The sequence below is a fragment of the Dyadobacter sp. 676 genome, from assembly GCF_040448675.1.
Classification (GTDB): Bacteria; Bacteroidota; Bacteroidia; order Cytophagales; family Spirosomataceae; genus Dyadobacter.
This window is the reverse complement of the sequence record NZ_CP159289.1, coordinates 4477713-4490304: the sequence shown is the minus strand read 5'-3', so window position 1 is coordinate 4490304 and position 12592 is coordinate 4477713. Positions and strand designations below refer to the sequence as shown.

Genomic DNA, 12592 nt, shown 5'->3' with positions numbered 1-12592 from the left:
TGCCTATTTTACCAATGGCTTGATCGCATTACCTAACAGACTGTACCCTTTATCGTTCGGATGCAAACCATCGGAGAATAACGACTCGTCGATCTTACCGTCGGATTTCAGGAATATTTTTCCCGGATCTGCAAACATCACGTCAGCTTCTCCGGTGATTTGCAAAAGCTTTTCGTTCAGGGCAGCCACGCGCTCTTCCTGCTGACGGCGCGGGTAAATGCCCATCATGACGAGCTGCGCCTGCGGCTGCCGATATTTAATCGCGTCGATCAGCAACTTCCATCCGGCTAAGATTTCTTCGTCCGTATTCAAACCCAGGTTATTCGTACCGATATTGACAAAGATCTGTTTCGGTTTGAAACCATCCAGCTCGCCATGATAAATGCGCCAGAGCACATTTTCGATACGATCCCAACCGTAACCCATATTCACGGCGTTTTTACCAAAAGTACTACTCCACGACGACTCCCCTACTGCCCTGGGCCCTTTCGGCAAGCCGCCCCAGAAATGTGTGATCGAATTGCCGATCACTACCGTCCCGGGCGACGACTTGCGGTTCAATTCCAGCACTTCGAAATGTCGTTTCTCCCAATCATAATTGTGCAACTCGCGCATTTGAATTATCGGCCGGGTTGTTGAAAATTCGCCGGCCTGCTCATGTAGAATTCGCCTCAAATGCTTTTCGTACCCCTCGGCATATTGCAGCATGCCAAGGTCTGTCGGGTGCGTTCCATCGACGGTCGATTCGTAGGTTTGCCCGAAATCTTCTTTGGGTATTAAGTAAATACTCTGTAAGCCCTGCGATTTCAACACAGCGAAAGCATCTTTCAGCACGTCGTTAACCTCCACATAAAAGTGCTTGCTTTGCGGATTAATGGCCTCGTCGGTGTATCCGGCGTGTTCGGCCAGCACGATTGGCACATCGGGACGTTTCCGGCGCAATGCAGTTACAGTGTTCACAACGCGCCTTTTGATTTCGTCGGTCGTCAGCCCGAGTTTCGAATCGGGCCGGATCGTCAGGTTAGGGAGGCAGTCGAGGACATAAACTTTCGCATCGATTTCTCCTACCAGGTCAACGACTTCCGTTTCCAGCCTGCCATTTCCCGAAAAACCGAGATTAATGAGCGGCCGATCCATTTTCCGGCTTAATATCGACGTCCAGGCCATACCCGGACGCGATGCGCAGGCACCCTGCGCGATAGATGTGCCGTAAACGACGACCGGTTTATCGGGGCGAACAGGTAATGGCGTAAATTCCATACCTGCCGGGGTACCGATTTCCAGCCATTTTACACTGTTATAAAGAGGCAGGAATAGCCGGTACTCCCTCCCATGCTTGTGGTAGTTATCGTTCGGTGCCAGATTTCTGAAATCGTACGTAATGGTATCGCCGAAAGTATATTTGCCGGCGCACCATAGCCATTGCCCGTCGTTGCCGACTGCGTACAAATCGACACCGCTCACGCCCGTCGCGGGCATATGCGGGAGCGCGTGCTTGCCACCCACCGCGTATCGGACCTTGATTTCGGGCGAATTGACCCTGAACCTGATCATAAGCCCGGCCGACTGTGTCGCTAAATTCCAGACTACATCACGCACCTGCTTTTCCGCACGTGCCGGCAATCTGTCGTAAGGGTTTTTAAGCTCCTTTGACCAGGCCTGTCCTTCAATAACGGGAAATGCGGCGGATTGCGGGTTCCACCAAACGTACTGGCTACTTTGGGCAAACACCTGAATGCTCAGCAACAGGCATAGCCACACATTTGAGATAAATCTGGAAAGCATAAAATGAAAACAGACACCGATGTATCGCTACAAAAGTGCCCGTTTGCCCATTTCTCCCGTTTTCGAAGAGATTATTTCACGATTACACCATTGGCAATGAACGTCAGTTCGTTTTTCGGTTCGGTGATTTTGTCAATTTCCTCTTTGGTTTTGCCGGCGTCCTGCGCATAATGCTTCAAATGTTCCACCGGCACCGTTGTTTTTTTGGCCTCTCCTTCAAAAACCACTGTTTTGCCGGCAATGTCTTTCGGAACAAAAAACGCATAATCCCTGAACATCACCCGCATCGTTTCGCCGTTATCGAGGTTAACCTTCATCCAGCAGCCTTTAACCTGACAAACCGACTCGACTGTCCCGGTCACCTTGGCCAGTATTTCACTTTTATCTCCCATTTTCGCGGGAAGTTCCTTCGCTTCAATCGCCTTTGAATCATCGATTTGCTTGCCAAAATGGCTTTGGGCCCTCGCAAAGGAGACGGTGAAGATAAGCAGCAGTAAAGCCGATAGTTTTTTCATATGATTGCTCGTTTAAAAGTGTATCAAAAAGTCTTTTGAATTTAATATCGCAGTTCCTCTGTGTTAATCCTTTCTTCCTGGCATCCTTCTGAACTTCCTCAATAAGCCTAAAAAGTTTCTCACGCTCGGCTTGGCGTATGCTCTTTGTGATCTGTTTCTCCAAATCCTTTTCAGGTTTTTCACAAAACTGCGGAGGCGCATTACGCCAGGCTTTCGCGAGTTCATCATTTACTTCCAAAATGATACGTTCCATACTGCTAAGCGATAATCTATATAAATCTAACACCTCCCCCCGATGCAATCAAAGCCCGCTATTCGAGCACCTCCACCCAGCCTTTGCAGTGATTGCCCTGGGGCGTGTCCACTACGTAAAGATAGGTGCCATTGGCAATGCCCTTGCCCCAATCGTTTTTGTAGTCGGCCGATTTGAAAATGGATTTCCCCCATCGGTTGAAAATTTCCAATGTGGACGATGCCACCGGAACGATGAAGAAGTCGTTTTTACCGTCGCCGTTGGGCGTGATCACGTTGCTTAATGTAAATGCGGGTTCCGCATTGATTTTTCGGGAGGTCGTGAGTGAGCAACCGGTCGCATTGTAGGCAGTCAGCGTAACCGTGTATTCCCCGGGAACCTCGTAGATGTAGTTCTTTACTTCCGGGTCTGTTACAGGGCTCCCTGTGCCCATATTCCACTCATAGCTGTGCGCTTTGCCATTTTTACTGGTAAATGAATAGAAAAACGGCTCGTTGCAGGCCCCGCCGGACCGTACCATCTCGAAATCGGGCGCGTACGACTGATCAACCTTCACGGTGATTTCACGAATCGGCCGGCATCCGTCTTCGTACAGACCTTCAATGAGGTAAGTCGTCGTTTGCGTCGGTTTAACGGTTACCGTTTTCCCGATTGTTTCTTCGAGCCCTGTCGTTGCATGCCATTTATATTGTGGCGCATTGCCCGAAACGGTAAGCGTTACGGTAGCCCCCTGGCACACTTCCGTATCCGGCAATCCCACGAAATCCGTCTTTTTCTCGACATTTATTTTTACGCGCTCCGTTACTTTACAGCCTGCCGCGTTACTGATTTCGACCGAATACTCGACCGTTTCTTTCACCGTCGCCACCGGGCCGGGTATACCGGCATTATCAAGGCCCGCAGCCGGCGACCATTTGTATTGGGTACCGCCACTGGCGCTCAGCTTCACGGCGGTATTCTCACAAACAGTAGTATCGCCGGTGACTTTTGTCGCCAGTGTTTCCACCACTATTTTCTTTTCCGCAAAGTCCATTCGTTTACAGCTCAGCCGGTTATAGGCGGTAAGCTTCACAGTGTATTCCCCTGGTTTCGTAAATGTGTATTCCGATTGCCCCTTATCCCGCGAAATCGTCGCTCCGTTCACCTCCCAGATATAATCGACTCCCCCGTCACTGGTATTCACAAATGTCAGTTCGAGGGGCGCGCAACCTTTCAGAACATCCTTGGTTTGGCCCGCATACACGTCAAAATCTGCTTTCAGGCGATCGATATCGATCTTGAATGCGGCATTGTTGCAATTGTCGCTATTGTTGGTCTCCGACCACGCCTGCGGGGTTGTCGGGAAATGGCTGCCTCCGCAGGCGCAGGTAGCATGGTAAATCATCCCGTTTTTGTCGAACCGGCTCGTCCCTCCGTCCACATGGTCGCCTTGCAGCCGCGTGTCCCGCGACAGACTTCCGAAAAATGTCGCATACAAGAGCGATTTCGCCCCTTGTTCGAGGATGGCTATATAAAAATTGCTGCCGTTGGTGGCGGTCTGAATGGCGTCGTCGGTCACCGGAAGGCCGGTGGTAGTGCTGGCCGGATTATTGGCAGTGCCGCTGTTCACATTTCCGCCCCAACCGGCGAGGTAAATGTTACCGCATTCGCTCACCAGGAATGCTGTCGGCGAAATATCCGGCGTTCCGCGCCCGGACCCGATTACCGTCGAGAACAGGCTTTGGGTTAATGCGGCATTCAATGCATGCACGAATTGCCCGCTTTTAGCATTCTGATATACTCCCTTACTTACCGGATAGCTACCCATCGTGAGCCCATAAACGTATACCTGGCCAGCCTGGTCCAGATCCAGCAGGTAAGCCCCATCCTCCTTATCGGTTCCAAGATAAGTTAGCGCGGACAGCCTGTCATTCGCAAAACGGGCCACAAAACCGTCTTCGAGGCCTTTCAATGCTGACTGATAGGCTCCGGGTTTCACCTGCATATTACCACTCTGCGAAATTCCCGCGACGTATACCTCGCCATCGACGGCCAATTTCAATGAATAAGCCGCATCCCATTTGTCGCCGCCCAGGTAGGTTGCCCACAACAATTGGTCCAGCCCGGCGGAAAGTTTCACGACCACGCCGTCCTGCCCTCCCGCCAGCCTGGCTTGTGCAGGGTTTTTCAAAGGAAAATTGGCTGAATTAGTCGATGAAACCACATAAACCTGGTCATTCCCGTCGACGCCTATTTCTCCCCTGAAACTGTCGCCATAATTGCGGATGGTGACATTATCGGTGATGCTGACGCCGTCGTTACCATTCCCTCCGACAAACGTCGAGCCCGTGAGCTGGTTACCGGCCGCATTGAGTTTGGAAACAAAGAGATCGCCGCCGTTGGCGAGCCTGAGGCCGGAAATAGGTTCAATATTTACCCCGCCGCCGAATACCCGCTGAAACGCATTGGCCCCAACAGGAAAATCCTTCGAGGAAGTAGTCCCCAGAACGAGCAGCTCTTTCCTGTTATTGACGATCAGGCTTGCAGGTACGTCGGTTTGGTCGCCGCCGAGAAAAGTCGCGTAGAGCAGGTCGGAACCGTCGGGATTGAACTTCATTAACGAAACATCCACCAGCCCTTCAAATTTCACCTGGAAAGCACCCGTGGTCGCAGGGAAGTCCGTCCCGAAGACGGTGCCGCCGGAATAAAGGTTACCTTCATCATCGTAAGTTGCAGTATGCCCCCAGTTGTCGGCTGCCGAGCCCGAATAAGTGGAAAATACGAGTTCGGGATCGATAGTGAGCGGAAGCGACTTGTTATAGCCGCCCGGCAGCTCGAAATGGGCGGTATTATCGCCCGAAAGGCGGAATGCCGAAGGCACCTCCGTGATTCGGGCATCAGCCTGTTGCTGAAACGAATAGGGCTGTGCCTCCCTGAAATCCCCTACCGACGTTTTGACAACGATCTGTCCTGCTTCATTCAGCGCAACTTTATCCGCACCTTTGTATTGAAAACTGATCTTTGAAGCATCTGCTCCGGGCCCGACAATAAATTCGTACTTCAATTTCGCCTGGTTCAGGTAAATGCGCAGGTCGATATCCGGATAAATGTCCTCATAAACAACCTCTTCATACCCCCTGGCACCGGCTGCCCATTTGCCGGAATCGTTACCCAGAAAATAATTGAACAGCGTTTTACTTTCCTTGACCTTCCGGTAACTGACATTCACGGATACATTCAGGAACTTCACTTCCACTCCATGCGCACGTATACCAGGCGCACTCATATCCAGGCGCGTGGCAGGCAAGTGGCCATACCCCTGCGCATGCAAGGCCGAAACCTTCGCACCGTCATAGAGCACATAAAGCAGCGAATTTTCCTTCAAAAACAGAAAACCTCGGGGAATAGCCGCCCGAAAAAGAACGTCCTTGCCCCATTGGCCTTTGTTTTCGATAAAATAGGCTGGAGCAGCCCCGGAATGACCGGCCGCGCGGACGATGATCAGAAACGATATAAAGAGAAGCCGTAGAGTTTTCTGCATAGTCTACGCGGCAGGATTTTCTATTTGAACGCAGAAACCGAGATGATATTTTCACAAAACTCGTATTCCTGCCGCACATTCGAACCAAGCAAAACAAGCTGATTCTCCGTATTCGCCAGTACGTGGTCCAGGTACCATTTGATGCCTTGCACATCCAGGTTGGTTGTCGGCTCATCCAGAAAAACCACCGGCACATCCGAAAGGAATGCGAGCCCCAGTTTCACCCGCTGTTTCATGCCCGACGAAAAATGACGGATGATTTTCCCGCTCGCATGCGGAAGCTGTATAAAATCCTCGAAATCCCTGGCTGAAATGCCGTTTTTGAATGGCTTGAACTTGCTATGAAACTCGATCTGCTCGCGTAACGTAAATTCTTCGATCAGTTCGAGGTAGGGCGCTGCGATAACGATGTGCCTGTACCAATGGTCGATCTCGATTTCCCTACCGTTACGATCATTATAAGTGATTTTGCCCTCGGAAACGGGGATCATGCCCGTCAGCAATTGCAGCAATGTCGACTTGCCGCTTCCGTTCGGTCCTACGAATACGTATTTCCCGCCTGCCGCAAGCTCGAAGCTGGCATTCCTGACAATCCACTCTTTGATAAACTTCTTCCCTATTTTATCGACTGTAATCCGCACTGGTTCTCTATGATATGCTTCGTTATTTACCGCCGTAGTAATCCCAAACAACCTTCGCGATCCTGGCGATTACCAGCTCGCGGGTATCGGCGTTCGCGGATGCGTCCGAAACGAACACCGCTAATGCTATCGCCTTTCCGTTGGGTAACTTCATAATGCCCACATCGTTCGTCGCGGCCGTTACGCCTTTGTCGTTCGTTCCCGAAGTACCCGTTTTATGCGCCACTTCGGTTCCTTTGGGCAGCAGTCCTTTGATTCTTTTCAAACCTGTGGGGCCTTCTACCAATGTTTTCCAAAGAAAATCGTGGCTCGTTTTCGACAGCGTTTTGCGCTCATAGGCGATTTGCAGCAATTGCAGGTATGCCGTAGGGCGGGCATAATTGGTATATTGTACATCCCAGCTCCGGGCCATTTCCTTTTCCGTGGCCGCGATCTCAATGTCCTTCACGCCCAGCGAGTGGACATAATCGTTCACTTTTCGGGTACCACCAGCCAGCCCGAACAGAATATCGCAGGCATTATTGTCGCTTTGCGAAACGGCGTAAGCAATCAGCCCGCCAATGGTAATATCGAAATCCCTGCCTGTGTGCTTGTCGCGCATGGGACTGTGCGTGTTCTTTTCCAGCCGGGATTGCATAACGTGGACTTTCTGGTCGAGTTCGAATTTCCCCTCATCCACCAGGTCCAGCACCGCCATTGCCAGCGGGAACTTGAATGTGCTCTGCATCGGAAACTTGTGATCCTGGTTAATCAGCAGCGTTTCCTTTGTTTTCAAATCCATCACACCCACTCCCACAATGCCCTGAGCCTGCTTGCCAATGGTTTCGATTTCGGATTTAAGTTTTGCCTGCTGAGCAAACGCAAGGATTGGAAAGAATAATGTTAAAATTAAAATACGCGCGAATCTGGTCATAGGGGTAATCTTAGGCTCGGTGTTTGAGGGATTAATTGTGGCCGTTTCGTTCGGATCTTCGATCTTCAATTGTCAGCTTGACCAATTCGATCCGCGTGTCTTGTACTGAAACAACCTGGAAAGAGTACGGCGGTATTTCCACCACCTCGTTTTCATCCGGCAAATCGCCGTAGAAATGGATCAGCATACCCGCAATGGTGTCATAATCGCCTTCCGGAAGCTCCCAACCATATTTTTCATTCAGATAATCCAGCTCATGGCGCGCACTGAGCATGTAAGTGTGTTCGTCGAGCTGGCGCTCCGTCCAGTCCTCGGTCGTGTCGTATTCATCCTGGATTTCCCCGAAAATCTGCTCTACCACATCTTCCACGCTCACCAGGCCCGACGTCCCGCCGAATTCATCCACCACCAATGCAATGCTGCGGCGTTCTTCAAGGAACCGCAGCATCAGGTCGCGCGCGGGCATGGCCTCGGGCACGATCAGGATAGGTGTGATAATGCTGCTGATCTCTTTTGGCTTTTTGAATAAGGACAAAGCGTGGCAGTAGCCCAGCACCTCGTCTACTGACTCTTTATGCACGATAATTTTGGAGTGGCCGCTCGTAAGGAACGCCGTCCGCAAATCCTCGATACTCGCGTTCACATTCACCGCCGAGATTTCCGTCCGGGGAATCATACAGTCACGAATGCGCAAATCTTTGAAATCCAATGCATTGATAAACATTTTTTCTTCAATGCTATGGTCGTCGAAATCGGGATCGTCGGCGGAGATAATGTCGTCCCGTAGCGAAGGCGATAATATGTTTTCCCTGACAAACGGCTCGATCACCCAATAAAGCGGCGTCATGAGCCATTCGCCGAAGCGTACGGGGAAAGCTTTCAGGTCAAGCACCTTAGGGAAACTGCGACCGATTTTAACCCAGCCCGAATAGCAGGCCATCCACAAAACCGCCAGTACCGCGAACAATGCGATAATCAGCAGCCAGTTTTGCGTGCCGGTGTTCAGCTCAAACAACGGGAATATGGTAATTACCCCCATAAAACAGCCCAATGCGACGGCCAGCAGGCGGATCATGCGGAGAATCCGGCGCCAGTAGAGCGTTTGCTCCACCTGCTCGCTTTTCTCGTGCCTGAGCGAATACCGGTCGATCCACACATCGAGCAACACCGACCGCACGGCGCCGTAGTAGCCTGCCAGCATGAAGAATACGATCGTGGTAACCAGGAATATCAGGTTCATTTCTTCGGTTTTTTACCAGGTTTCGGTTTCTGCTCTGCCGACTTGGGTTCTCCCGCCTCTTTGGCAGCCGCTGCCGCTTTGAGACGGCTGAACTGGAACAGCAAGAAACAGATTACGCACAACAATAAAAGCCAGTAGCTTTCGAAAAGCCCGGCGCGCCGGAATTCGAGCACCCACAGCACGAGAAAACCGAATGCGAGTGCCAGGAAAACCGTCCGGATCAGTTTGGAATTCATTAATGAAGGTTCTTCTTAAAACATGCGGGACCGAGGCCCCGTATTTGTAATGATTTTCAAAGATACCACAGATTGTGCCAAAACGGTCACCGATGCATTAATCTTCGTTCCAACGCATAATAAACCATACATAACTCGGCCATTTTGCCTAAAATAGCTAACTTGCAGGGATTGCCGTACAATTCAGGGCCGACACTTGAATTGTAAAATTAATTCTTGAAAAAATATCCTTTATTACTATGAGCGAAACGACAAAACGCTTTGCACCCGGTGTTGTAACCGGCGATGGAGTCAGTGAAATTTTCCGCCACGCCAACGAAAACAACTACGCCCTTCCGGCAGTGAACGTGGTAGGAACCAATTCGGTGAATGCGGTCCTGGAAACAGCCAAAGCGGTTAACAGCCCTGTTATTGTACAGTTTTCAAATGGCGGAGCTATATTTTACGCAGGAAAAAGCCTTTCTAATGCCAACCAGCAAGCGGCGATCGCGGGCGGTATCTCGGGTGCGATGCACGTGCACCAAATGGCGGCATTATACGAAGTTCCGGTGATCCTTCATACCGACCACTGCGCGAAAAAACTCCTCCCGTGGATCGACGGCCTGCTGGAAGCCGGCGAGCGTTATTTCGACCAACACGGCAAGCCTTTGTACAGTTCGCACATGCTCGACCTTTCGGAAGAGCCTCTGCACGAAAACATCGAAATCTGCGCTAAATATTTCGAGCGCATGGCTAAAATCGGCATGACACTCGAGATCGAGCTCGGCGTAACCGGTGGCGAAGAAGATGGCGTTGATAACTCGGATGTTGACAGCTCGAAACTCTACACCCAGCCTGAGGAAGTGGCATTCGCTTACGAAGAGCTTTCGAAAATCTCCCCTAACTTCACCATTGCGGCTGCATTCGGTAATGTTCACGGTGTGTACAAGCCGGGTAATGTGAAACTTGAGCCGAAAATCCTTCGCAACTCGCAAAACTACATTAAAGAGAAATTCGGCACCGGCGACCTGCCTGTTAACTTCGTATTCCACGGAGGATCGGGCTCATCCCGCGAAGAAATCCGCGAAGCAATTGAATACGGTGCGATCAAGATGAACATCGACACCGACATGCAATGGGCTACCTGGGAAGGTGTTCTCAACTATTACAAAGCCAAAGAAGGTTACCTCCAAGCCCAGCTCGGCAACCCCGAAGGCCCGGATTCTCCGAACAAAAAATACTATGACCCGCGCGTATGGCTGCGCAAAGGCGAAGAGAGCATGATCGCTCGTCTGAAAGTGGCGTTCGAAGATTTGAACTGCATTAATCAGCTGGGATAATTTCCTGCTGGAATGATATGGAAAAGCAATCTGTGAGGGTTGCTTTTCTTTTTTTGGGTTGAAACGCTAACGGATTATTGTCAGCGAGCCCGTCAAGTCGGGGCTATTTTCAGTGAGCCGGATCTTGTACGCATACACACCAGACATTTGCAATGCGCCCCCCACCGTTCCGTCAAATGCATTTTGGTAACCCATTGAATGGAATATCACCTCACCCCATCGGTTATAAATCGTCACATGGCAATTAGGGTATGCCTCAATGCCCTTTAACTCCCACGTTTCATTAACACCATCACCGTTCGGCGTGAATGCATCCGGAATAAAAATGCTCTCGACAATTTTGATTTTAACCTCACGGCTCGTCGTGCAACCGTACGCATTCGTGGCTGTGACTGTGTAGGTAATACCGGCGGAAGGCGTCGATAGAGGGTCCGCATAAGCGTCGCTATTCAGGTACATTGGGGGCGTCCACCGGTAAGCTACATCGAGTGAATCTTTGACACCAATGTGAATGGGCTTATCCCGTGACGTATACAGAATATCTTCCAAATCAAGCTCCGGCGCCAGACTTATAAACACTTTTCTCCTGGCAACGGCAGTCGGGCAAGCTTCCGAGCCCTGTATTGCATATTGTATTTCATGCGTCCCTTCACCGGCAATTGCCGGGTCGAACATGCTGCCGGTTACGCCAGTACCCGTAAATGTCCCGCCCGGCGGCGTCGCATTTAATGCGATTGGCAGCGTAGTATCACAAATGGGCGGAATGCTATCCATTTCCGCGCTGGAAGATATGATACTTACATTGACGGTTTCTGATTCGAATGAATTGGGGCAGCCGTTTATTTTCTTTACTAAAAGCTGATATTCGCCTTCTTCCGAAATGGTAATGCTTTGTGCATTGGCTCCCCAGATGGTTTTACCGTTTTTAGTCCATTGAAATTCCGGCTGCGGGCCGGGGAAGGTTTGTTTGGAGGTTAATGTTGCTTGTGAGCCCTCGCAGATAGTTACGAGCCGGACAGATGTGGTGTCTTTATAAATTTCCTTATCCCAAACCTGCTGCTCGTTGCAATCCACGACCGTGAGTGTGTAATAAAAACTGACCGAACCGATCTTTTGACCATTTCGATATTCGTCCACGGAAATGCCGATAAAGTATTGGCCTTCCTCACTGGGCTTGACTGTGATTTCGCCGGTGTTTTCATTGATGGTAAGGGCGGGATTTCCGTGCATTTGGTGCTGGTCAGTGTAGCCCGATGCCCAAACAAAACCGGAAACATATATGCTATCAGTGAGTAAGCCAAAACGCATGTTATGAATTCCGTATGGCTTCGACAGGTTATATTTCAGATTGTCCCCATCGTGGTCGCTCGCCGGCAATGGGATTGTCACTAACTCACCTTTGCAGATGGCGAATGTATTGATATGATCGATTACCGGGCTCCAATTACGAATACTGGTACCCGCTTCTGTTATTGGAGGAATTGTCACAGTTACCCATTCATAGGCCAGTGATGAATTAACAAAATTTTTGTCTCCACCATCCCGCTGCCCAATTTGCGAACGCCAGGCAACTACAAAGCCATTGATCGAGGGAAGTTGTGCCAGTTCTGGCACTTTTATGACGCTTTCATAAATATTTAGGAAAACATCCCTCTGCCCAACACCTCTGCACGGCAATGGGGCCTGCTCAATTTTCCCAGAGGATTTTAGATTGAGGTAAAACAGGCCAAAATACTTCCAAACACCCTCCCTCTTCCAATGTTCATCATTTTGAATTAAGTACACATATTGCTTCTGCTGATCCAATTCGCCACTGGTTTCGTCGAGATAAAGCCTCAAAGTAACTTTATATTCCCCTTGTTCAATGGAAATCGCCTGCCATTCAAGGTGGCTTCCTACGATTGACTTACTGAATGCCTTAGTACAGCAACATAGCAGCGTAGCAATTAGAAACAGTTTCATCATCCTATCGACAGAGTGTTTAAATGTGAGGTCTTGATGTGAAAACCGCGGCGGTATTCACGCACATTATAACCAATCGGCCAATAGTAGTTGAAATCCGATGAGCAACGGGCGGAGTTCAATTATCAGACATGGCAGTAAACTTCCATGACCATTTCGCAGAATTAACGTTCGCTCCCATGCTGGCGTTTCGGGCAATTAATCGCTG

The 12592-nt window shown here is 50.2% G+C and carries 10 protein-coding genes; 1 reads left to right on the top strand and 9 read right to left on the bottom strand.

The window, feature by feature from the left end; genetic code table 11:
- Positions 1-3: 3 nt before the first annotated feature.
- The 8 genes from ABV298_RS20095 to ABV298_RS20060 all read right to left on the bottom strand — a co-directional run bounded on the left by ABV298_RS20095 (position 4) and on the right by ABV298_RS20060 (position 9103).
- Positions 4-1785, bottom strand: coding sequence for an SGNH/GDSL hydrolase family protein (locus tag ABV298_RS20095; protein WP_353717959.1), 1782 nt, complete (start codon positions 1783-1785; stop codon positions 4-6).
- A 71-nt stretch (positions 1786-1856) separates the two neighbouring features.
- The gene (locus ABV298_RS20090; RefSeq protein WP_353717958.1) at positions 1857-2300 is read right to left on the bottom strand and encodes a DUF4920 domain-containing protein; all 444 of its coding nucleotides are present in this window, start codon (positions 2298-2300) and stop codon (positions 1857-1859) included.
- Entirely contained in the window at positions 2215-2553 is a 339-nt protein-coding gene (locus ABV298_RS20085; protein WP_353717957.1) for a hypothetical protein, read from the bottom strand. Before ABV298_RS20085 ends, ABV298_RS20090 begins: the two co-directional genes overlap by 86 nt.
- Before the next feature lie 58 nt (positions 2554-2611).
- Entirely contained in the window at positions 2612-6073 is a 3462-nt protein-coding gene (locus tag ABV298_RS20080; RefSeq protein ID WP_353717956.1) for a gliding motility-associated C-terminal domain-containing protein, read from the bottom strand.
- Between the two features lie 20 nt (positions 6074-6093).
- Positions 6094-6714 carry an ABC transporter ATP-binding protein gene (locus tag ABV298_RS20075; protein ID WP_353717955.1) on the bottom strand — a complete coding sequence of 207 codons (621 nt, stop codon included), beginning with the start codon at positions 6712-6714 and terminating at the stop codon, positions 6094-6096.
- 22 nt (positions 6715-6736) lie between these two features.
- Positions 6737-7627, bottom strand: coding sequence for a class A beta-lactamase, subclass A2 (gene bla, locus ABV298_RS20070; RefSeq protein ID WP_353717954.1), 891 nt, complete (start codon positions 7625-7627; stop codon positions 6737-6739).
- Positions 7628-7658: 31 nt separating this feature from the next.
- Entirely contained in the window at positions 7659-8867 is a 1209-nt protein-coding gene (locus ABV298_RS20065; RefSeq protein WP_353717953.1) for a hemolysin family protein, read from the bottom strand.
- Positions 8864-9103, bottom strand: coding sequence for a hypothetical protein (locus ABV298_RS20060; protein ID WP_353717952.1), 240 nt, complete (start codon positions 9101-9103; stop codon positions 8864-8866). Before ABV298_RS20060 ends, ABV298_RS20065 begins: the two co-directional genes overlap by 4 nt.
- Positions 9104-9342: 239 nt before the next feature.
- Between ABV298_RS20060 and fbaA the strand changes: the two genes are divergently transcribed.
- Positions 9343-10422, top strand: coding sequence for a class II fructose-bisphosphate aldolase (gene fbaA / locus ABV298_RS20055; protein WP_353717951.1), 1080 nt, complete (start codon positions 9343-9345; stop codon positions 10420-10422).
- Between the two features lie 66 nt (positions 10423-10488).
- Here the strand turns inward: fbaA and ABV298_RS20050 are convergent, their stop codons facing one another.
- Entirely contained in the window at positions 10489-12387 is a 1899-nt protein-coding gene (locus tag ABV298_RS20050; RefSeq protein WP_353717950.1) for a gliding motility-associated C-terminal domain-containing protein, read from the bottom strand.
- Positions 12388-12592 lie beyond the last annotated feature (205 nt).

What these genes read in the sequence shown, in the direction of transcription:
- ABV298_RS20060 (WP_353717952.1), bottom strand. Translation starts at nt 9,103, where the DNA reads ATGAATTCCAAACTGATCCGGACGGTTTTCCTGGCACTCGCATTCGGT.
- ABV298_RS20065 (WP_353717953.1), bottom strand. Translation starts at nt 8,867, where the DNA reads ATGAACCTGATATTCCTGGTTACCACGATCGTATTCTTCATGCTGGCA.
- fbaA (WP_353717951.1), top strand. Translation starts at nt 9,343, where the DNA reads ATGAGCGAAACGACAAAACGCTTTGCACCCGGTGTTGTAACCGGCGAT.
- ABV298_RS20050 (WP_353717950.1), bottom strand. Translation starts at nt 12,387, where the DNA reads ATGATGAAACTGTTTCTAATTGCTACGCTGCTATGTTGCTGTACTAAG.
- bla (WP_353717954.1), bottom strand. Translation starts at nt 7,627, where the DNA reads ATGACCAGATTCGCGCGTATTTTAATTTTAACATTATTCTTTCCAATC.
- ABV298_RS20095 (WP_353717959.1), bottom strand. Translation starts at nt 1,785, where the DNA reads ATGCTTTCCAGATTTATCTCAAATGTGTGGCTATGCCTGTTGCTGAGC.
- ABV298_RS20085 (WP_353717957.1), bottom strand. Translation starts at nt 2,553, where the DNA reads ATGGAACGTATCATTTTGGAAGTAAATGATGAACTCGCGAAAGCCTGG.
- ABV298_RS20080 (WP_353717956.1), bottom strand. Translation starts at nt 6,073, where the DNA reads ATGCAGAAAACTCTACGGCTTCTCTTTATATCGTTTCTGATCATCGTC.
- ABV298_RS20090 (WP_353717958.1), bottom strand. Translation starts at nt 2,300, where the DNA reads ATGAAAAAACTATCGGCTTTACTGCTGCTTATCTTCACCGTCTCCTTT.